General features: G+C 59.0%; 14 protein-coding genes. 4 read left to right on the top strand and 10 right to left on the bottom strand.

Annotation, left to right across the window (positions count from 1 at the left end):
• Positions 1-8: 8 nt before the first annotated feature.
• The 3 genes from M2366_RS10920 to M2366_RS10910 all read right to left on the bottom strand — a co-directional run bounded on the left by M2366_RS10920 (position 9) and on the right by M2366_RS10910 (position 5,801).
• Positions 9-1,280, bottom strand: coding sequence for a YeaH/YhbH family protein (locus tag M2366_RS10920; RefSeq protein ID WP_042042402.1), 1,272 nt, complete (start codon positions 1,278-1,280; stop codon positions 9-11).
• Positions 1,281-1,307: 27 nt separating this feature from the next.
• Positions 1,308-3,230 (bottom strand): PrkA family serine protein kinase, encoded by a 1,923-nt coding sequence (locus M2366_RS10915; protein ID WP_042042404.1) that lies wholly within the window; start codon positions 3,228-3,230, stop codon positions 1,308-1,310.
• Between the two features lie 642 nt (positions 3,231-3,872).
• Positions 3,873-5,801, bottom strand: coding sequence for an ATP-dependent DNA helicase RecQ (locus M2366_RS10910; protein ID WP_259269722.1), 1,929 nt, complete (start codon positions 5,799-5,801; stop codon positions 3,873-3,875).
• Positions 5,802-6,145: 344 nt separating this feature from the next.
• On the opposite strand from M2366_RS10910, the gene sstT reads away from it, so the two are divergent.
• Positions 6,146-7,393, top strand: coding sequence for a serine/threonine transporter SstT (sstT, locus tag M2366_RS10905; RefSeq protein WP_042042406.1), 1,248 nt, complete (start codon positions 6,146-6,148; stop codon positions 7,391-7,393).
• 316 nt (positions 7,394-7,709) lie between these two features.
• On the opposite strand, the gene yfaE is transcribed toward sstT, so the two are convergent.
• The 5 genes from yfaE to ubiG all read right to left on the bottom strand — a co-directional run bounded on the left by yfaE (position 7,710) and on the right by ubiG (position 13,497).
• Positions 7,710-7,967 carry a class I ribonucleotide reductase maintenance protein YfaE gene (gene yfaE / locus M2366_RS10900; protein WP_310508869.1) on the bottom strand — a complete coding sequence of 86 codons (258 nt, stop codon included), beginning with the start codon at positions 7,965-7,967 and terminating at the stop codon, positions 7,710-7,712.
• Between the two features lie 62 nt (positions 7,968-8,029).
• Positions 8,030-9,163 (bottom strand): class Ia ribonucleoside-diphosphate reductase subunit beta, encoded by a 1,134-nt coding sequence (gene nrdB / locus M2366_RS10895; protein WP_042042407.1) that lies wholly within the window; start codon positions 9,161-9,163, stop codon positions 8,030-8,032.
• 65 nt (positions 9,164-9,228) lie between these two features.
• The gene (gene nrdA / locus M2366_RS10890; RefSeq protein WP_259269721.1) at positions 9,229-11,496 is read right to left on the bottom strand and encodes a class 1a ribonucleoside-diphosphate reductase subunit alpha; all 2,268 of its coding nucleotides are present in this window, start codon (positions 11,494-11,496) and stop codon (positions 9,229-9,231) included.
• 601 nt (positions 11,497-12,097) lie between these two features.
• Positions 12,098-12,781: an HAD family hydrolase gene (locus M2366_RS10885; RefSeq protein WP_224432851.1), complete on the bottom strand. Its 684-nt coding sequence runs from the start codon at positions 12,779-12,781 to the stop codon at positions 12,098-12,100.
• On the bottom strand, positions 12,781-13,497 hold the full coding sequence (ubiG, locus tag M2366_RS10880; protein ID WP_259269720.1) for a bifunctional 2-polyprenyl-6-hydroxyphenol methylase/3-demethylubiquinol 3-O-methyltransferase UbiG: 717 nt from the start codon (positions 13,495-13,497) through the stop codon (positions 12,781-12,783). The genes M2366_RS10885 and ubiG overlap by 1 nt, the downstream gene beginning before the upstream one ends.
• A 184-nt stretch (positions 13,498-13,681) precedes the next feature.
• Here ubiG and gyrA point away from each other — a divergent pair, with 184 nt between their 5' ends.
• Both gyrA and M2366_RS10870 read left to right on the top strand, forming a co-directional pair.
• Positions 13,682-16,459 (top strand): DNA topoisomerase (ATP-hydrolyzing) subunit A, encoded by a 2,778-nt coding sequence (gene gyrA, locus M2366_RS10875; protein ID WP_042042411.1) that lies wholly within the window; start codon positions 13,682-13,684, stop codon positions 16,457-16,459.
• A gap of 225 nt (positions 16,460-16,684) precedes the next feature.
• Entirely contained in the window at positions 16,685-16,810 is a 126-nt protein-coding gene (locus M2366_RS10870) for a hypothetical protein (protein WP_259269719.1), read from the top strand.
• 321 nt (positions 16,811-17,131) lie between these two features.
• Here M2366_RS10870 and M2366_RS10865 read toward each other — a convergent pair whose 3' ends face one another.
• Positions 17,132-18,190, bottom strand: coding sequence for a PA0069 family radical SAM protein (locus M2366_RS10865; RefSeq protein ID WP_259269718.1), 1,059 nt, complete (start codon positions 18,188-18,190; stop codon positions 17,132-17,134).
• A 216-nt stretch (positions 18,191-18,406) separates the two neighbouring features.
• Here M2366_RS10865 and M2366_RS10860 point away from each other — a divergent pair, with 216 nt between their 5' ends.
• A complete protein-coding gene (locus tag M2366_RS10860) occupies positions 18,407-18,997 on the top strand; it encodes a tetratricopeptide repeat protein (protein ID WP_042042414.1) in 591 nt (196 codons plus the stop codon).
• Between the two features lie 168 nt (positions 18,998-19,165).
• On the opposite strand, the gene M2366_RS10855 is transcribed toward M2366_RS10860, so the two are convergent.
• Positions 19,166-20,713, bottom strand: a complete 1,548-nt coding sequence (locus M2366_RS10855) for an MFS transporter (RefSeq protein ID WP_259269717.1) — start codon at positions 20,711-20,713, stop codon at positions 19,166-19,168.
• Positions 20,714-20,780: the final 67 nt, after the last annotated feature.

Genomic DNA, 20,780 nt, shown 5'->3' with positions numbered 1-20,780 from the left:
ATGCCCCCCTAGGCCGCTTGCTTCTTGAACAGTTCCCGGAATACCGGATAGATGTCCTCCACCTTGCGGATATGTTCCATGGCAAAGTAGGAGTAGTGGCTCGCCACCGACTCGTATTCGTGCCACAGAGTCTGGTGGGCCCGGGTGGTGATCTCGATATAGGAGTAGTAGCGAACCCGCGGCATGATGTCGCGCAGCAGGATCTCTTTACACTGGGGCGAATCGTCTGCCCAGTTGTCGCCATCGGAGGCTTGGGCGGCGTAGATGTTCCACTGATTGGTGGGGTAGCGCTCATCCATGATGTCGCTCATCATCTTGAGCGCGCTGGAGACGATGGTGCCCCCCGTCTCCTGGGAGTAGAAGAACTCATGCTCGTCCACCTCCTTGGCCTGGGTGTGGTGGCGGATATAGACCACCTCCACATTCTTGTAAGTACGGCTCAGGAAGAGGTAGAGCAGGATGTAGAAGCGTTTGGCCATCTCCTTGGTGGCCTGATCCATGGAGCCGGAGACATCCATCAGGCAGAACATCACCGCCTGACTGGAGGGAACCGGCCGTTTGACGAAGTTATTGAACTTGAGATCGAAGGTATCGATAAAAGGCACGGCATCGATCCGTTTTTTCAGGTCGCGGATCTCCTTCTCAAGCAGTGTGATCTCAGCAAAGTGTTCGCTCGGATCTTGCTGAAGTAACAGCATGCGCGCTTCAAGTTCACGCAGAGTGCGTTTCTTGCCCGCTTGCAGTGCCATGCGTCGCGCCAGTGAGTTGCGCAGGGAACGCACTACGTTGATATTGGCCGGCACGCCGTTTGAGGTGTAGCCAGCCCGGTAGGTCTTCATCTCCATCAGCTGGTTGAGCTGCGTCTTTTGCAGGTGGGGCAGTTCCAAATCTTCGAACAAGAGATCCAGATACTCCTCCTTGGAGATCTGGAACACGAAGTCATCGCTTCCTTCCCCCTGATTGGAGGCCTGACCTTCACCCGCGCCCTGACCTGCACCACCGCCCTTGGGTCTGTCTATCTTGTCCCCGGAGACGAATTGATCGTTACCCGGGTGCACCATCTCCCGTTTTCCCCCCTGACCCTGGTGAAAATGGGGCTCGCCAATGTCCCGCGTCGGGATGCTGATGCTCTCGCCTTTGTCTACGTCCTGGATGCTGCGCTTGGAGACGGCATCCGAGACCGCTTGTTTGATCTGCTTCTTGTAGCGGCGGATGAAGCGCTGCCGATTGACAGCGCTTTTGTTCTTGCCGTTGAGCCTGCGGTCGATAAAGTGCGCCATAACTCCCCCTTGGCAAAGCCGTCAGGCTCAGGATGACTTGCGTACCCTGAGATACCATTCGGAGAGCAGCCGCACCTGTTTACGGGTGTAGCCCTTCTCCATCATCCGCTCGACAAAGTTATCGTGTTTCTTCTGCTCTTCCGCCGAGGTCTTGCTGTTGAAGGAGATAACCGGCAGCAGCTCCTCGGTATTGGAGAACATCTTCTTCTCGATGACTGTGCGCAGCTTCTCGTAGCTGGTCCAGTTCGGATTGCGACCGGCGTTGTTGGCCCGGGCCCGCAGCACGAAGTTGACGATTTCGTTGCGAAAATCTTTCGGGTTGCTGATGCCTGCCGGTTTTTCTATCTTCTCCAGCTCGCTGTTGAGGGAGGCGCGGTCAAACAGCTGGCCCGTCTCCGGATCCCGATACTCCTGATCCTGGATCCAGAAATCCGCATAAGTGACGTAGCGATCGAAGATGTTCTGGCCGTATTCGGAGTAGGACTCGAGATAAGCGGTCTGGATCTCCTTGCCGATGAACTCCACGTAACGCGGGGTGAGGTAGCCCTTGATGAACTCCAGGTAGCGATCGTGGATCTCTTGCGGGAACTGTTCCCGCTCTATCTGTTGCTCCAGCACATAGAAGAGATGCACCGGGTTGGCCGCGACCTCGGCATGATCGAAGTTGAACACCCGCGATAATATCTTGAATGCGAAGCGGGTCGACAGGCCATTCATCCCCTCATCGACCCCGGCATAATCCCGGTACTCCTGATAGCTTTTTGCTTTGGGATCCGTGTCTTTGAGACTCTCGCCATCATAGACCCGCATCTTGGAGTAGAGGCTGGAGTTCTCCGGCTCCTTGAGTCGTGACAAGACGGTAAACTGGCCGAGGAGCTCCAGGGTCCCCGGGGCGCACTTGGCCTCGGTCAGTTCGCTGTTGGTGAGCAGCTTCTCGTAGATTTTCACCTCTTCCGAGACGCGCAGGCAGTAGGGCACCTTGACGATATAGACGCGGTCGAGGAAGGCTTCGTTGTTGCGGTTGTTCTTGAAATGCTGCCATTCGGATTCGTTGGAGTGAGCCAGCAGTATGCCGTCAAAGGGGAGGGCAGAGAGCCCTTCGGTGCCGTTGTAGTTGCCCTCTTGCGTCGCGGTCAGCAGCGGGTGCAGCACCTTGATGGGGGCCTTGAACATCTCGACGAACTCCATCATGCCCTGGTTGGCCTTGCACAGGGCTCCGGAGTAGGAGTAGGCATCGGCGTCATCCTGGGCAAAGTGTTCCAGCATGCGGATATCGACCTTGCCGACCAGGGAAGAGATGTCCTGATTGTTCTCATCACCGGGCTCCGTCTTGGCGATGGCGATCTGGTGCAGGATGGAGGGGTTGATCTTCTCTACCTTGAACTTGCTGATGTCACCACCGTATTCGGTGAGACGCTTTGCCGCCCAGGGGGACATGATGGGACGCAGGTAACGGCGGGGTATGCCGTACTCTTTCTCCAGCAGCTCACCGTCCTCCTCCATGTCAAACAGGCAGAAGGGGTGATCGTTGACCGGGGAGCCTTTGATCCGGTAAATGGGCACCTTCTGCATCAGGGATTTGAGCTTCTCGGCCAGGGAGGATTTACCGCCGCCAACCGGACCCAGCAGATAGAGGATCTGTTTCTTCTCCTCCAGCCCCTGGGCCGAGTGTTTGAGGTAGGAGACGATCTGTTCGATGGCCTCTTCCATGCCATAGAAATCTTTGAATGCCGGATAGCGCGCAACGACTCGATTTGAGAAGAGGCGACTGAGTCGTGGATTGGTGGCGGTATCAACCATCTCGGGATCGCCGATGGCGACCAGTAGACGTTCGGCGGCGGAGGCGTAGCAGGATTTATCCTGTTTGCACATGTCCAGGAACTCCTGAATGCTGTACTCCTCTTCCCTGGCTTGCTCATAACGCTGTTGGTAATGCTCGAAGATGCCCATAACTTAGCCCTCGTTATAGTCGCTTACCCTAAAATGACCGGTTTCTTACCCTTGTTGTACTTTCCTCTTAAGCCTAGTCAACAGCCCCCAGTAATCCATCACCGTTAACGGGATTAAATCGGTTGGCTCGCTTCCCTGGCCCTTTGGGCGGGAGGCAGTCAGCAGATGCTGTATGTTACTGACTGTTAAATTATTTCTGCCACGATAGCTAGGTAAATGTCAAAGAGATAAAAAATAAATGTTTCATCATTCTGCAATCAAAAAGTACGAATGGGATGAGGGAGAGGATCGCTATCGCCCCAGGGCAGGCCAGCCGTGCCCTGAGGAATACCGCAGTGGAATGTGCTTTACGTAAACGTTAACGTAATGATATCAACTTAGAGTTTTGAGTCTAATTTTTACATTGACGCTACATTCCGGCTGCTCTAGATTGGCCCTGTGTTCGGTGCTGCGCTGCTTTAGCAAGAAGGCGTCTCAGTGTCCGAAAACAAAGCTCTGTTTAAGCACGTTTCCGTTGGCTTGACCCTCGCATCTGCGAGGGTCTTATTTTTTCGGCGCAGACCCCTCCTGCTATCCTCCTTTATCTCTTCAGCACGCTAACCGGCATCTTTGGCCGGAATCCCCAAGACGGAACAAATGAGTCTATTTGGAGCTTTGCACACCATAGGCCTGGATCACCAGTGCCATCACCTGGGCAAAAGGCACCTCGCTTAGCCTCCCGAAGCCAGCCAGCTTGCCCGCTTTGAGGCGGGTGGTGAGTGGCGTGCTGATGCCGCACAGGAAGCGCGCCAGCACCCTGGGCGCTGGTTGGGGTAGCTGGCTCGCCAGCGGATCGCACCAGGCGCGGATCCCGGCTTCATTGGGCAGTTGTGGGGCGAGGTGAACAGGCAGCTCAGCCACCTGGCCGCGACAGACCGAGCAGTGACCGCATAAGGCTGGCGCTTGCTCATCGGCAAAATGGTGGGCCAGGGAGTGGCTCAGGCAGCTGGATGAAGTGAAGAAAGCGAGCAGGCCCTGTAACCTGGCCAGTTCGCTCTGCTCCTTTTGCTCGAACAGAGCATGAAGTTCATCGGCGAGGAGATCGAGGCTGCTCGGTGCATTCTGCACCTGATAAACCTCGGTCATCTGCTTGCTCTCCAGTTCGATGAGCCCCTGTTGCTGCAGATAGTCGAGGGCGGCCACGGCGCGGGAGCGTTCCCCCTGATACCCCTGCCAGAGGGCCTCAAAGTCCATGGTGCACCAGCTGCGAGCCTGAGGGGCAGAGGCGAACAGGGCCTCGAGAAAGTGGCGACGGCCCTCGCCAAAACGCGCCAGGATGGCGGTTTTGTCTGCGATGAACTTGAAGCGATAGTCGGCAAAGTAGCTATAAGCCGGGCTCAGCACGCCGGCCAGCTCCAGATAGACCAGGAGTGTCTTGAGGGGAAGCTGGCGAATATTGGTCTCGTTGGACAGACGCAGCAGCACGAACTCCCAGGACTCGCCCGCAGGGGGCAGTTGGGCCAGCAGGTGACGGATGGCGGCGCGGTCCGGGGTATCCCCATAGACGAAGTTCTCCAGTACCGGCAGCTGAGCCCGGTTGGCCAGCACAGTGCAATGGGAGAGCTGACCATCGCGCCCGGCACGGCCTATCTCCTGGCTGTAGTTCTCGATGGACTTGGGCAAGTCGTAGTGGATGACCCGGCGAATATCGGCCTTGTCTATCCCCATGCCAAAGGCGATGGTGGCGACAATGCAGTCGAGCTGGCCCGCCATGAAGGCCTGCTGTATCTCCCGGCGAAGATCTGCGCCCAGCCCGGCATGATAGGCTCGGGCGCGCAATCCTGCCCGGGCCAGATTGGCGGCACACGCCTCGGCGGTGTGTTGCAGGGTGACATAGACGATGGTGGGGGCGGCGGGTGATCGCCCTATCTCCTGCTCCAGCCAGCGGTCACGCAAATTGGGCTCAAGGGGGACCACGTTCAAGTCCAGATTGGGGCGGTAGAAACCGGTCACCACCAGCCCCTGACCGTCGATGTCGAACTTGCGTTGCATGTCCTGCATCACGGCCCGCGTGGCAGTGGCGGTCAGCAGCAGTACCTGGGGGATATTGAGGGCGCGCCTGTGCTCGGGCAGCTTGAGGTAATCGGGGCGAAAGTTGTGGCCCCACTCCGAGATGCAGTGCGCTTCGTCCACCACCATCAACGAGAGGGGCACCCCGGCGATGAAGCGGCGAAAGCGCTCGTTTTTGAGTCGCTCGACCGAGATCATCAGGATCTTGAGCTCGCCAGCCTCTATCTGCCGCATCACGTCACGGCTCTGCTCCGGGGTCAGGCTCGAATCCAGAGTGGCTGCGGCTATCCCTTTGCGCTGCAAGAAGGCGAGCTGATCCTGCATCAGCGCGATGAGCGGGGAGATGACCAGGGTCAGGTGGGGCAGGGCCAGGGCGGGCAGTTGATAGCAGAGCGACTTGCCGGAGCCAGTCGGGAAGATGGCCGCGGCGCTGCGTCCTGCCAATATCTGCTCCATGACTGCCTGTTGCCCGGGTCTGAGCTGGGTGAAACCGAAGTGTTGTTGAAGCAAAGAGGCGATCATAGGGCGACATCCTGAGGAAAATCCCATGATACCACCTGGACCCGGCCAGGATCGGCCAGGGACGCCAAGAGAGTGGCATTTGGCTGCGTTCTGGCGGTTGTTGATATGGTGTTATCTCATTGTTGTGGTTTTTTTGTGATGTGAAATGGGATTTTCGTGGTGTATGTGTGGAAAAAAGATGTTGCAGGTGGGATATTCCATGGGTGCGACCCCCGCCTGGAACAGAGACCCCACTCGAGAAGGTCTTCCCGCAGCTGGCGGGTTCGTTCGGTTGGTTCCGAATGAAATAGGTTCGCCGCAGGACTTCATGATTCAAGCACCATGTGTGCACAGGGACTACATAGATGACACAACAACACCCCCTCCTTCGTCTGATCAATCGCACCAGTCTGGTCAGCCAGATCCTGATCGGTTTGATCGTTGGCATAGTGCTGGCCTTGCTCGCTCCTGAGTGGGCCAAATCGGCAGGTCTGCTCGGCAACCTGTTTGTCGGTGCCCTCAAAGCCGTGGCCCCCATACTGGTCTTCGTGCTGGTGACCGCCTCCATCACGGGTCACAAGCAGGGTCAGAAGACCAATATCCGCCCGCTGCTCGGTCTTTACCTCTTCGGTACCTTCGCCGCCGCGCTGGTGGCCGTGCTGGCCAGCTTCATGTTCCCCTCCAGCCTGCATCTGGTGGCCAATACCGCCGATGTCACCCCGCCTGGGGGCATCATCGAGGTGTTGCAGACCCTGCTGTTCAACGTAGTGAGCAACCCGGTCAAGGCCCTGATGGAAGCCAACTACATCGGCATCCTGGCCTGGGCCATCGCCCTTGGCATCGTGCTGCGTCACGCCAGTGAGAGCACCAAGGTGCTGGTTTCCGACTTGTCCGATGGGGTCTCTATCATCGTCAAGGCGGTGATCCGCTGCGCCCCGCTCGGCATCCTGGGTCTGGTCGCGTCCACCCTGGCCGAGACCGGCTTCGAGGCGCTGCTTGGTTACGCCCATCTGCTGATGGTGTTGATCGGCAGCATGTTGTTCATCGCCTTTGTGGTCAACCCGCTCATCGTCTTCTGGAAGATAAAGCGCAACCCCTATCCGCTGGTGCTGACCTGCCTGAAAGAGAGCGGTGTGACCGCCTTCTTCACCCGTAGCTCCGCCGCCAACATCCCGGTGAACATGGCCCTGTGCGAGAAGCTCAAACTGCCCAAGGACACCTATGCGGTCTCCATTCCTCTGGGAGCCACCATCAACATGGCTGGCGCCGCCATCACCATCACGGTACTGAGTCTGGCGGCGGCCCACACCCTGGGTCTGCAGGTGGATTTGGCCACGGCAGTGCTGCTCAGCGTGGTCGCAACCATCAGCGCCTGTGGTGCTTCCGGGGTGGCCGGCGGCTCCCTGCTGTTGATCCCCCTGGCTTGCAGCCTGTTTGGCATCAGCAATGATGTTGCCATGCAGGTGGTCGCGGTCGGCTTCATCATCGGTGTGCTGCAAGATTCCGCGGAGACAGCCCTTAACAGCTCCACCGACGTCTTGTTCACCGCAGCAGCCTGCATGGCCGAAGACGAGGCCCTGCTGGATCACCCTGTGGTCAGCCGTAACGTCTAAATCGACGGTCAGCAGCCTGGCTGCGTGTCAGACATGAACATGCCCTCTTCGGAGGGCATTTTTTTGCGTGCAGATAGTGGCTGGTGCAGGGGTCGGCTTCTCTCCCTTCCTCGCAAGCGGTGTGGCGGGCCAGCGCAGCTGCCAGATGGGCAGGCAGATGTAAAGACACAGGCCTGAGGATTGTCTGGAGGGGCGGGGCGAGCAGCGTGCACGGGCTGGGAGTGGGGCTGAGAGCATCGATGTGGTTTGGCGGCCAGCCGCTGGCGGATAACAGAGAGCCCTCGATGGAGGGCTCTGGGGATCTGGTGGTGAGGCGCTAGTCGTGGCGACTGAGATCGAGGGTGATGTCGCCCACCGGGCGACAGCAGCAGGGCAGACACTGCCCCGCCTCGACGAAGGCAAGGGGAGGCTCAGGGTAGTGCACCTTGCCTGCCAGCAGGGGGGTGCGGCAGGCGCCGCAATAGCCGCTGCGACACTGATACTCCAACTGGTGGCCGTGGCGCTCCAGGGTGTCAAGCAGCGCCTCGCCAGGGCGAACCTGCATGGGGCCGTGCTGGCTCTCTATGATGGCCAGCGCCGGCTCGCGTTCAACCCCTGGGGTCTGGGCGGCCAGCTCCGGCGCCAGCAGGGCCTCACTCACAGCTCGAAGTCACCGAGATCTTCGTGGCTCACTTCGCTGTCTATCTGACCGACCAGATAGGAGCTCACTTCCACTTCCTGGGGGGCGACCTGGACGTTGTCAGAGGAGAGCCAGGTGTTGATCCAGGGAATAGGGTTTTGCTTGGCGCCGCTAAAGGCGGACGGCAGTCCGACGGCGGCCATGCGCAGGTTGGTGATGTACTCCACGTACTGGCAGAGGATGTCCTTGTTCAGGCCAATCATGGAGCCGTCCTGGAACAGGTACTCGGCCCACTCCTTCTCCTGCTCGGCCGCTTCCTTGAAGATGTCGAAGCAGGCCTGTTCACACTCCTGAGCCACGATGGCCATCTCGGGATCGTCCTGGCCGCTGCGCATCAGGTTCAGCATGTGCTGGGTGCCAGTCAGGTGCAGGGCTTCATCACGGGCGATCATCTTGATGATCTTGGCGTTGCCTTCCATCAGTTCGCGCTCGGCGAAGGCAAAGGAGCAGGCAAAGCTGACGTAGAAGCGGATCGCCTCCAGGGCGTTGACGCTCATCAGACACAGATAGAGCTTCTTCTTGAGCTCGTGGAGGTCGATGGTGCGCTCAGCGCCGTTGACCATATGGGTACCGGCGCCGTGCAGGTTATAGAGCGCGGTCGCCTCGATGAGGTCGTCATAGTAGCAACTGATGGAGCCGGCGCGCTTGAGGATCTGCTCGTTGGTCACAATGTCGTCAAACACCTGGGAGGGGCTGTTGACGATGTTGCGGATGATATGGGTGTAGGAGCGCGAGTGGATGGTCTCGGAGAAGGCCCAGGTCTCAATCCAGGTCTCCAGCTCCGGGATGGAGACCAGCGGCAGCAGCGCCACGTTCGGGCTGCGGCCCTGAATGGAGTCCAGCAGGGTCTGATACTTCAAGTTGGAGATGAAGATGTGCTGCTCGTGGGGGGGCAGGGCATGGTAGTCGATGCGATCCCGCGAGACGTCCACCTCTTCCGGGCGCCAGAAGAAGGAGAGCTGCTTCTCGATCAGCCGCTCGAATACATCATATTTTTGTTGATCATAACGGGCCACGTTGACCGGCTGGCCAAAGAACATGGGTTCCTTGAGCTGGTCATTCTGGGTCTGGCAAAACGTTGAATAAGCCATGGTGATTTGAATGTCTTGAATTGGGAAACAGGAGAGCGGGAGTGAAGGCTCCCGCTCGGTGTTTATCAGATCTTGCAGGCGCCGCCGGCACAGCCGTCATCTTGCATGTCGGCCTGGGTGTCGTCAGCACCGTCACGGGTGTTGTGATAATAGAGGGTCTTGAGGCCGTATTTGTAGGCGGTCAGCAGATCCTTGAGCAGCTGCTTCATCGGTACCTTGTTGCCTTCGAAACGGGCCGGATCATAGTTGGTGTTGGCAGAGATCGCCTGATCCACAAACTTCTGCATAATGCCGACCAGCTGCAGGTAACCATCGACGCTCGGTTGCTTCCAGAGCAGCTCGTATTGATCCTTGAGGCGCTCGTACTCGGGCACTACCTGCTTGAGGATGCCATCCTTGGAGGCCTTGACCGACACCAGGCCGCGCGGCGGCTCGATGCCGTTGGTGGCGTTGGAGATCTGGCTGGAGGTTTCGCTTGGCATCAGGGCGGTCAGGGTGGAGTTGCGCAAACCCACGGTCTTGATCTCTTCGCGCAAGGTCTCCCAGTCCAGGTGCAGCGGCTCCTGGCACAACACGTCCAGATCCTTTTTATAGGTATCGATGGGCAGTATGCCCTGGGCGTAAGTGGTCTCGTTGAAGGCCGGGCAGGGACCGAATTCACGGGCCAGCTGTACCGAGGCTTTGAGCAGATAGAACTGGATCGCCTCGAAGGTGCGGTGGGTGAGCGCCAGACCAGAACCGTCGGAGTAACGGGCGCCGTTCTTGGCCAGGTAGTAGGCGTAGTTGATGACGCCTATCCCCAGGGTACGGCGGTTCATGCTGCCTTTCTGGGCGGCCTTGAGCGGGTAGTCCTGATAGTCGAGCAGGGCATCCAGGGCGCGCACGGCCAGATCGGCCATCTCTTCGAGATCTTCGAGCTTCTCGATGGCGCCGAGGTTGAAGGCCGACAGGGTGCACAGGGCAATCTCGCCACTGTCGTCATCCACGTTATTGAGCGGCTTGGTCGGCAGCGCAATTTCCAGGCAGAGGTTGGACTGGCGTACCGGCGCCACGCTCGGATCGAACGGGCTGTGGGTGTTGCAGTGATCCACGTTCTGGATGTAGATACGACCGGTACCGGCGCGCTCCTGCATCATCAGAGAGAACAGATCCACCGCCTTGATGGTCTTCTTGCGAATGGCTGGGTCCTGCTCGTACTTGACGTAGAGCTGCTCGAACTTGTCCTGATCCGCGAAGAAGGCGTCGTACAGGCCGGGGGCATCGGAGGGGGAGAACAAGGAGATGTCACCGCCCTTGATGAGGCGCTGGTACATCAGCTTGTTGATCTGCACCCCGTAGTCCATGTGACGGACCCGGTTCTCTTCCACGCCGCGGTTGTTCTTCAGCACCAGCAGGCTCTCCACCTCGGTGTGCCACAGGGGGTAGAACAGGGTGGCGGCACCGCCGCGCACGCCGCCCTGGGAGCAGCATTTGACCGCAGTCTGGAAGTACTTGTAGAAGGGGATGCAGCCGGTGTGGAAGGCTTCGCCGCCACGAATGGGGCTGCCCAGACCACGAATGCGGCCGGCGTTGATACCGATGCCGGCGCGCTGGGAGACATAACGGACGATGGCGCTGGCGGTGGCATTGATGGAGTCCAGGCTGTCATCGCACTCGATCAGCACGCAGGAGCTGAACTGACGGGTCGGGGTGCGCACGCCGCTCATGATGGGGGTCGGCAGGGAGATCTTGAAGGTCGAGACCGCATCATAGAAGCGCTTGATATAGCTCAGGCGCGTCTCTTTCGGGTACTTGGAGAAGAGGCAGGCCGCTACCAGGATATAGAGGAACTGCGGGCTCTCGTAGATCTCGCCGGTGACGCGGTTCTGGACCAGGTATTTGCCTTCGAGCTGTTTGACGGCGGCGTAGGAGAAGTCCATGTCACGCCAGTGATCCAGGTGCTCGTTGAGCTCCTCGAATTCGGCCTGGGTGTAGTCGGTCAGCAGGTGCTTGTCGTATTTGCCCATGTCTACCAGACGAGCGACATGCTGGTAGAGGTGGGGCGGTTCGAACTGGCCGTAGGCTTTCTTGCGCAGGTGGAAGATGGCCAGACGGGCTGCCATGTACTGGTAATCCGGGCTCTGTTCGGAGATCAGATCAGCGGTAGCCTTGATGACGGTTTCGTGGATGTCGGCGGTACGGATACCGTCATAGAACTGGATGTGGGACTTGAGTTCTACCTGGGAGACTGAGACGTGGTCGAGTCCCTCTGCGGCCCAGTCGAGCACACGGTGAATTTTATCCAGATCGATGGGTTCTTTGTGGCCGTTACGCTTCGTCACAAACAAGTTCATTGGCTGATGACCTTTAGTTGATTCCCGAAAAACTCACTGCAAGGCTTGACAAACAAGCCAGTTCGCCCCTCGTTTCTAGTGGGGCGATATGCGGTGAGGCACAAGATGTAGTGTTATTTTGAGTTCGAGCTACAAGATAGTGAGGTCATCACAGCTTTGCAACGTATGGATGGGGGTATAGCTGTGGATAAATTGTGGGTGTCTCATGATAGTTAGTGACTGCTCACAGTGAACGGGTTTTCCTTCGTCCGCTCCCTGAAAAGCAAGCCTGCCTATCCAAGATATAAAATTAAAATAACTTTTTTTTCTTGCGAAACTAGCCCCGTTTTACTAGCAATCGCCCCCCTCTGGATCCTTGCACAATCCCTGTGCGATCCGCGCCAAAAATGGTCGCCATTATGCGGCAGCTCTCCCCGCGCAGAACGGTGAAAAAGTGAGTCATCGAGCCTGTGTCGCGTGCAAAAACAGACAGGGCCCGTCGGGCCCTGTCTGTTTCATGTTAATGACGACAAGCGTCCCTCGGCGGCGCATCTGCGGCATGAGCACGCACTGGGATGGGCCATCTTTGATCCCGGCGGGATCCAGCGAGTCTGGCTGTGCGTCACCCGAGTTCGTAGCGCAACCAGTGATGCAACGCCTGCACCGTATCAAAGTGCAGATCCGCCCCCCAGGCTGCCGGGTCATCCTCCCCATGCAGGTAGCCCCAGCCGGCGATGGCGGTCAACATGCCGGCGTTGCGGCCCGCCTCGATGTCGCGCACATGGTCGCCGACATAGAGGCAGTGCGCGGCCTCGACCCCTAACTGCTCACAGGCGAAATACATGGGGGCGGGGTCGGGCTTGCGCACCGGCAGGGTATCGGCGCTGACCGTCACGCCACAGCTGGCCAGTGCCGGCAGGGCCGCCAGCAGCGGCTCGGTCAAAAAGCCCGGCTTGTTGGTGACGATGCCCCAGGGCAGGGACCGCTCGTCCAGCCATTCGATGAGATCGATCATGCCCTCGTAGGGGCGGGTGCCGACGCACAGATGGCTGGCGTAGTAATCGAGCAGGGCGGTGCGCAGGCGCGTCGCCCCCAGCTCTTCCAGTAGTTCGTCCCCCAGGCCCGCCTTGAGCAGGCCGAGCGCCCCGTGGGAGGTGGTCTGGCGAATGATCTCATCCGAGAGCGGGGCAAAGCCTTCGCTTATCAGCACATGGTTGACCGCGGCGCCCAAGTCCGGGGCGGTGTCGAGCAGGGTGCCGTCCAGGTCGAACAGCACGCAGCGCACGCTTGTCTGGCGGGTACTCATCAACCCAGCTCCGGGCGGACAAACTCCACCATGTAGTTGACATCGACGTTGGCGCCCAGCTTGAAGTGGCCGGTGAGCGGCGAGTAGTGCACCCCGCTCATGTCCCGTACCAGCAGGCCCGCGGCCTCACCCATGCGACACAGTTCGGCGGGGGTGATGAATTTCTTGTGGTCATGGGTCCCCTTGGGCACCATTTTCATCAGGTATTCGGCGCCGACAATCATCATCAGGAACGACTTGGGGTTGCGGTTGATGGTCGAGACGAACACCCGGCCACCCGGGCGCACCAGGGTGGTGATGGCACGCAGCACCGAGGCGGGATCCGGCACGTGCTCGAGCATCTCCATGCAGGTCACCACATCGTACTGACCGGGCGCCTCATCGGCGTGCTGCTCGGCGGTCATCTGCTGGTAGTGAAGTTCGACCCCCTGTTCCAGGGCGTGGAGGCGGGCGACCCCGAGGGGCTCCTTGCCCATGTCGATGCCGGTCACCTTGGCGCCACGGCGGGCCATGCTCTCGGAGAGAATGCCGCCGCCGCAGCCGATGTCGAGCACCGGCTTGCCAAACAGGCCGCCACTCTTGTCGGTGATCCAGTCAAGGCGCACCGGGTTTATCTGATGCAGCGGCTTGAACTCACCCTCCAAATCCCACCAGCGGGAGGCGATGGCTTCGAATTTGGCAATTTCTGTCAGATCGACATTGGCGTCAGTGTTCATCTTGGCAAAATCCTGTGGCAGGGCGCTCGACCCGTCGGGAGCGCAATCTATTGTCCTGGCGGGCATTATAACGAACCAACTTATGCAAACCAGCCCGATTTCCGACTTAAGCAATGGCCCTTGTTGTGTTACTATGTCGCGCTGTTTATGCCAAAGAACAACTAATTAGGGATTAAGGCTTTCTATGAGCGATCTGGCCAGAGAGATCACGCCGATCAACATCGAAGAAGAGCTCAAGAGTTCCTATCTGGATTACGCCATGAGCGTGATCGTAGGACGAGCTCTGCCGGATGTGCGTGATGGCTTGAAACCGGTTCACCGCCGCGTTCTGTTTGCTATGAACGAGTTGGGGAACGACTGGAACAAGCCCTATAAAAAATCGGCCCGTGTGGTCGGTGACGTAATCGGTAAATACCACCCCCACGGCGACAGTGCCGTGTATGACACCATTGTCCGCATGGCGCAGGATTTTTCCATGCGTTACATGATGGTCGACGGTCAGGGTAACTTCGGTTCGGTCGACGGCGACAGCGCCGCCGCCATGCGTTATACCGAAGTCCGGATGGCGCGCATCTCCCATGAGCTGCTGGCCGATCTGGACAAAGAGACCGTGGACTGGGTGCCCAACTATGACGGCACCGAGCTGATCCCGGCTGTCATGCCCACCAAGGTGCCCAACCTGCTGGTCAACGGCTCCTCCGGTATCGCGGTGGGCATGGCGACCAACATTCCGCCTCATAACCTCACCGAGATAGTGAACGGCTGTCTGGCGCTGATCGAAAATGGCTCCCTCACCATCGATGAGCTGATGACCTACATCAGCGGCCCAGACTTCCCCACCGGCGCCATCATCAACGGTCGTTCCGGCATCGTGCAGGCCTACCGCACCGGTCGCGGCTCCGTCTATGTGCGTGCCAAGGCCGAAGTGGAAGTGGACGAGAAGACGAGTCGCGAGACCATCATCGTTCACGAGCTGCCTTATCAGGTGAACAAGGCGCGGTTGATCGAGAAGATTGCCGAGCTGGTCAAAGAGAAGAAACTCGAGGGCATCAGTGCCCTGCGCGATGAGTCTGATAAAGACGGCATGCGCATCGTTATCGAGATCAAGCGCGGCGAGTCTGGCGAGATTGTGCTGAACAATCTCTACAAGCACACCCAGATGCAGACCACGTTCGGCATCAACATGGTGGCGCTCGATAACAACCAGCCCAAGGTGATGAACCTTAAAGAGATCCTGGATGCCTTCCTGCTGCACCGCCGTGAGGTAGTGACCCGCCGGACCGTGTTCGAACTGCGCAAGGCGCGGGATCGGGCGCACATCCTGGAAGGTTTGGCTGTTGCTCTGGCCAACATTGACCCCATCATCGAGCTGATCCGTCACTCCGACACCCCGGCAGACGCGAAAGCCAAGCTGGTCGCGCGTGGCTGGGAGCTCGGCAACGTGGCCGGCATGCTGGAAAAAGCCGGTGACGATGCAGCACGCCCAGAGTGGCTGGAGCCGGAGTTCGGTATCCGTGAAGGCCAGTACTTCCTGACCGAACAGCAGGCCCAGGCCATCCTTGACCTGCGTCTGCACAAGCTGACCGGTCTGGAGCACGAGAAGATCCTGGAAGAGTACCAATCTCTGCTGGATCTGATCGCCGAGCTGCTGTTCATTCTGGCCAGCCCGGAACGCCTGATGGAAGTGATCCGCGATGAACTGCTGGCCGTGCGCGAGCAGTATGGCGACGAGCGTCGCACCGAGATCAGCGCCTCCAGCGCCGAGATCAACATCGAAGACCTGATCACCCCGGAAGACGTGGTGGTGACCCTCTCTCACCAGGGTTATGTGAAGTATCAGCCGCTGACCGACTACGAGGCCCAGCGCCGCGGTGGTCGTGGCAAGTCGGCCACCCGGATCAAGGAAGAGGACTTTGTGGAGCGTCTGTTGGTGGCCAACACCCACGACACCATTTTGTGCTTCTCCACCCGTGGCAAGGTCTACTGGCTCAAGGTGTATCAGCTGCCTGAGGCGTCCCGTAGCGCCCGTGGTCGCCCGATCATCAACTTGCTGCCGCTGGAAGAGGGTGAACGTATCACCGCCATCCTGCCGGTCAAAGAGTATAGCGACGACAAGTATGTGTTCTTCGCCACCGCCGACGGTACCGTGAAGAAGACCAGCCTGTCAGCGTTCAGCCGTCCGCTCTCCTCCGGCATTCGTGCCATCAACCTCAAAGAGGGCGATGAGCTGATTGGCGTGGACATCACCGATGGCAGCAACGAGATCATGTTGTTCTCCGATGCGGGCAAGGTGGTTCGCTTCAATGAAGGCAGCGGCCGCGCCGATGCGGATGTCGAGAACGATAGCGACGCCGATGAGGATGTGGAAGCCGACGCCGTCAGTGATGACGACAGCAGTGACGCCGCCGAAGGCAGCGAAACCAAGGGCACCTTCAAGGGGGTTCGTCCCATGGGCCGTACCGCCGGCGGGGTTCGTGGTATCCGCCTGCTCAATGGCGACAAGGTGGTTTCCCTGATCGTCCCCCGTGGCGAGGGTGCCATCCTGACCGCTACCGAGAACGGTTACGGCAAGCGTACCGCGCTGACCGAGTACCCGACCAAGAGCCGTGGTACCCAGGGCGTTCGCTCCATCAAGGTGGACGAGCGTAACGGCAAGGTGATCGATGCGATCCAGGTTGAAGATACCGACCAGATCATGCTGATCACCAATGGCGGCACCCTGGTGCGTACTCGCGTTGCCGAGGTGAGCATCATAGGCCGTAACACCGGTGGTGTTCGTCTGATCCGTACCGGTGAAGATGAGACAGTGGTCGGTCTGCAGCGTATCGCCGAAAGCGACGAGGAAGAGGTCCTGATGGATGGTGAGTCGGCTGAAGCCGGTACCGCCGCCGCAGGTGACATCGTCCCCGAGTCGGGCGAGGCTCAGCAGAGTGATCAAGCCGAACAGGCCGATGAGGAGTAATACTCCATCGTCTGGCCGAGTTGGCTAGTTGCTGCAAAAAGAGCGCCTTAGGGCGCTCTTTTTTATGGTCTGCAGTTGGCTGGCGGCAACCTTGACGCTGGCTGGCGTTGTTTCGCTCAGCATGAGCTCCTTGGCCGGCAGGAGTGAATGTCATCTGGTTGTCATGGCACAAGGATAAGCTGCACTCGACATCAGCCGGTGTCGTGTCATGTCGAGGAGTCTGCGATGTTACAACTCTGGTGGTCGAAATGGTTCGGGGATGAGTCTGGTGCTGAGCGGGAAGAGGAGTTGGTGGCCTTTGAGCCATCCAGGATCCCGGTTGAATTGCTAAAAGGCAGCCAATCGTCCTGAACCTCAGCCGCTCTCTGCGCTGCAGGGGCAGTGGTAAAGCGGGAGAGGGGATATGTCTCCCGCTAGATGCCACAGGGCCATCCTGGGGATGGCAGTGCCAGCCAGGACCTGGTGGTAACTACCCGCAGCAGAGTCCTTGCTCCGCTCTACGCTCCCACTCTTGATACTCCATTATCCGTGATCCCATGCTGTCACTCGGGTTCGCGGTTCCCTCTTGAACCTCTCCATCCTGTGTCTGCTCCCGTTGCCTGGATGCCCGGCTCACCGTCTGCTGCCACGCTGTCATCTTTTCATCTCGATGGGTTGGCGGGGCGGGTGACGCTAGAACAGTTCGAACTGTTGATGGGGGCGGATAAAAGCGCGTTGATTAAGGGGCGTATGAGCCGAGTTGAGCCCCGAGCGTTTGCAGATCAGCCGAAAGCGCTGGGCAAGCAGCTCGGCAAACTGGCCGCTGCCACGCATGCGATCCCCGAAGGCCGGGCTATTGAGCCGGCCTTCCCGGCTGGCTTTCAGTTGATTCAGGACAGCCTGCCGCTTGTCGGGATAGTGCAACGTCAGCCAGTCATCAAAGAGCTGCGTCAGCTCATGGGGCAGGCGCAGCAAGATGTAGCCAGCCTGGTTAGCCCCCTGCGCGGCGGCCGCGCTGATGATCTGCTCGAGTTCAGATCCGTTGAGCCTGGGGATCATGGGGGCTGCCAGCACTCCCACCGGGATCCCGGCCCGTGCCAGCTTGCCGATCACCGCCAGCCGCCCCTGCCCCGTACTGGCTCTGGGTTCCAGTTTTCGCCTGAGATCCTCATCCAGTGTGGTGACCGAGACCATGACGTGGCACAAGTCTTCGCTGGCGAGAGCCTGTAGCAACTCGAGGTCTCTGAGCACCATGGCGCTCTTGGTAATGATGCCTACCGGATGCTTGTGAGCCAGCATCACTTCGAGCAAGGCGCGGGTGAGGCGGTATTGCTGCTCAATGGGCTGATAGGGATCGGTATTGGCGCCAATGACGATGGTCTGTGGTTGATATCCGGGTTTGGAAAATGCCTGACGCAATAGGTGGGCGGCGTTGAGCTTGGCAAACAGTTTTGTTTCAAAATCGAGCCCTGGGGAGAGCTCCAGGTAGGCATGGCTGGGCCTGGCATAGCAATAAATACAGCCATGTTCACAACCCTGATAGGGGTTGATGGAGCGACTAAAGGGTACATCCGGCGACTGGTTATGGCTGATGATGCTCCTGGCTTGGATCCCGTGCACCTGGGTTTGAGGGGCGCTATTCATAAACTCGGGCGCCCAGTCGATGCCTTGTTGCCAGCCATCGTCGACGGCCTCGATGCGGAGGCCACTGAAACGATGATCCAGGTTGTGAAGGGTACCGCGTCCAGCCATCTCTCACTGCTCATAATAACTGTGTTTATATACAGTCATTGTGAGCGATGAGACCGACAAAGACAAGTCGCCAGACGAGAGTGGGATGGGCCCTTCATCCAATGAGGATGGGGAGGGGCCAGGGGCTGACGCAAACCGTCGGTGCTGCTCAGACTTGCGTTCCAGATTACATTTCGTTTACATAAACCAAATGCGAACTGGATCACGGAACTCCTCATGACAAAGTCACGCTACCGCTGGTTGTTCATTGGCCTGACCGGTGTGCTGATCTGGCGTCTGCTGCCGGATGGTGCAGACGAGATGCACAGTGCCCAGCGCGCCTGGCAGCAGGGGCGCTTCAGTCAAGCTGTCGGGATCTGGCAGTTGAAAGCCGAGGCGGGAGAACCCAGAGCGCAGGCCTTGATGGGGTGGAGCCACGAGCTGGGGCAGGGCAGTACCGCGGATGTGGCTGAGGCGATTCGCCTCTATCGCCTGGCTGCCGAGGGGGGTGATGCCTTTGGTCAATATCGCTTGGGGGAGGTTTATCTGCGCGGTCATGGGGTGACGCAGGATCTGGCGCTGGCGTTTCACTGGATGGATCTGGCGGCCCGCAACGGTGATGTGCCTGCCATGCTCAAGCTTGGCATTTTGCATCTGATGGGGGTCAATGGCCGGGTGGACCTGGTTCAGGCCAGGCAGTGGCTGTTTCAGGCCGCCCAGGGGGGCAACAAGATGGCGCTGCGGGTGTTGGAGGAGCTGACACTGGCGGAGGAGGGCAAGAGCCAGTTCGATTTCAACTGGCAGCCGCTGCTGGTTGGGGCAAGCTGATCCGGCCAATGACAGGGTTGGCTTGAGCTGCGAAAGAAGGAGGTCTGCCATCAACTACCAGACCTCCTTATTGTTTGGGGCGCATGATGAGTCTCAGGGGCCGTGACTCGTCTCCTGGCGTGAGTTAGCCCACAGGGTGGTGCAGTTTCCCGCCCTTTGCGGCCTTTGCTAGGTGTTCTGCGGCATCTCGGGATTGCGCTGCACGGATCTCCCGGGTGAAAAGATGAAGAAACTGATCGCTGCCAGCAGGAAGGCGCTGGCAGCCCCATAAACCATGACCCAGCCAAATCCGGCGACCAGAGCCTCATTGACCGCTTCGGCGGGGATGGCGATGTGCGGCAGCAAGGCGCTATGTTGCTCCAGCACAGTGATATCCCCGGCGGCTATTTTTTCCGCGAAAAGCCGCAGGCTCGCCCCCTCGACAATACCCAGCTTGTTGCGCAGATAGGCCATGATGCCTTCAACCAGAATGAACCCCATCACGGCGATGTTGAATGCCAGCGAGATCATCCTGGCGCTGGTATCTGCCCCCGACGCCATGCCTACCCGTTCGGCTGATACTGCGGCGGTAATAGTGTTGGTGGTTGTGGTGTTGGTTAAACCCAGCCCAACTCCTGCCAAGACGGCCCCCGGCAAGAGCAGCCAGCCCGGTTGGGCAGACTGGCTGCCAGCTCTCATCAGCACGAAGCCCATGCCGATGATCGATAGCCCCACAGGGATCACGATGCCGGCTTGATAGCGCATCGCCAAGCGTTCAGCCAGTGGCGGGATGAACAGGGTGGGCAAGGTGTAGGCCAGCAGGGCGAGGCCGGTCTGCACGTTGTCATACCCCAAAGCCACATGGAAATAGATCGGCAGATAGATGATGAATGGCCAGAAGCTGAAGTTTTGCCCCATGGATCCGAGCAAGGCACCGGAAAAGTTGCGCACCCGAAACATTGAGAACTCCAGCATGGGCCTACGGCTGGTTCGCTCGGCGACCACGAAACTGGCGAAGCTCAGCATGAACATTCCTATGATGCTCATGGCGGCGGCACTGCCAAATCCAAGCACCGGACCTTGAGTGACGAACAGGACCAGGCAGAACACGGCAACCGACAAGGTGGCGATCCCTTTGATATCGAGGTGGGTCGCATGAGGATCGCGGGACTCCTGCACCCCTATCTGGCTGAGCAGCAAGGTCATGACAGCCAGGACCGCGTGGATCAGAAATACCCATTGCCAGCTCGCCAGCGCCAGGATGGCGCCACCCACTATCGGGCCAAAGCCGAGACCTGCGCCGAACACCATCCCCCACCAGGCAAAGGCGGCGCCGCGTTCACGGCCATCCCGAAACTGATTGGACAAGATGGCAATCTGGCAGATCAGCATCATCGCAGCACTCAAGCCCTGGAGAAAGCGTGCCACGATCAACACGGCGGCGCTGTCGGCCAGTCCACAGATGAGCGACGTGACGCCGAAGGCAAGAATGCCGATGGTGAAGATGCGTTTACGACCGTAACGGTCGGCCAGGGTACCAACGCCCATCAGGATGGTTGTCATCGCAATGGTATAGGCGGCCATGATCCATTGGAGCTGCCGGAAACTGGCTCCCATGACCTGCTCTATGGTGGATAGAATGGGCGGGACGCTGGAAATCTCCAGTCCCAGCATCAACGCGGACAAACAGACGGCAGCCAGGGCAAAGGAGCCTTGGCGTCTTGGTGACAGTGTCATGGGGTACCTTCAAATGATGGGAACATGGGGGGGCCTGTTAGGCGCCACCTCAAGACCGGATCGCACG

Source organism: Aeromonas sp. BIGb0405 (assembly GCF_024807335.1).
In the GTDB taxonomy this organism is placed as follows: Bacteria; Pseudomonadota; Gammaproteobacteria; order Enterobacterales; family Aeromonadaceae; genus Aeromonas; species Aeromonas rivuli.
Note: the sequence above shows the minus strand (reverse complement) of the source record. Positions and strands in the feature narration are given on the sequence as shown.

What these genes read in the sequence shown, in the direction of transcription:
- gyrA (WP_042042411.1), top strand. Translation starts at nt 13,682, where the DNA reads ATGAGCGATCTGGCCAGAGAGATCACGCCGATCAACATCGAAGAAGAG.
- M2366_RS10865 (WP_259269718.1), bottom strand. Translation starts at nt 18,190, where the DNA reads ATGGCTGGACGCGGTACCCTTCACAACCTGGATCATCGTTTCAGTGGC.
- nrdA (WP_259269721.1), bottom strand. Translation starts at nt 11,496, where the DNA reads ATGAACTTGTTTGTGACGAAGCGTAACGGCCACAAAGAACCCATCGAT.
- ubiG (WP_259269720.1), bottom strand. Translation starts at nt 13,497, where the DNA reads ATGAACACTGACGCCAATGTCGATCTGACAGAAATTGCCAAATTCGAA.
- nrdB (WP_042042407.1), bottom strand. Translation starts at nt 9,163, where the DNA reads ATGGCTTATTCAACGTTTTGCCAGACCCAGAATGACCAGCTCAAGGAA.
- M2366_RS10915 (WP_042042404.1), bottom strand. Translation starts at nt 3,230, where the DNA reads ATGGGCATCTTCGAGCATTACCAACAGCGTTATGAGCAAGCCAGGGAA.
- M2366_RS10860 (WP_042042414.1), top strand. Translation starts at nt 18,407, where the DNA reads ATGACAAAGTCACGCTACCGCTGGTTGTTCATTGGCCTGACCGGTGTG.
- M2366_RS10885 (WP_224432851.1), bottom strand. Translation starts at nt 12,781, where the DNA reads ATGAGTACCCGCCAGACAAGCGTGCGCTGCGTGCTGTTCGACCTGGAC.
- M2366_RS10855 (WP_259269717.1), bottom strand. Translation starts at nt 20,713, where the DNA reads ATGACACTGTCACCAAGACGCCAAGGCTCCTTTGCCCTGGCTGCCGTC.
- sstT (WP_042042406.1), top strand. Translation starts at nt 6,146, where the DNA reads ATGACACAACAACACCCCCTCCTTCGTCTGATCAATCGCACCAGTCTG.
- M2366_RS10910 (WP_259269722.1), bottom strand. Translation starts at nt 5,801, where the DNA reads ATGATCGCCTCTTTGCTTCAACAACACTTCGGTTTCACCCAGCTCAGA.
- M2366_RS10920 (WP_042042402.1), bottom strand. Translation starts at nt 1,280, where the DNA reads ATGGCGCACTTTATCGACCGCAGGCTCAACGGCAAGAACAAAAGCGCT.
- M2366_RS10870 (WP_259269719.1), top strand. Translation starts at nt 16,685, where the DNA reads ATGTTACAACTCTGGTGGTCGAAATGGTTCGGGGATGAGTCTGGTGCT.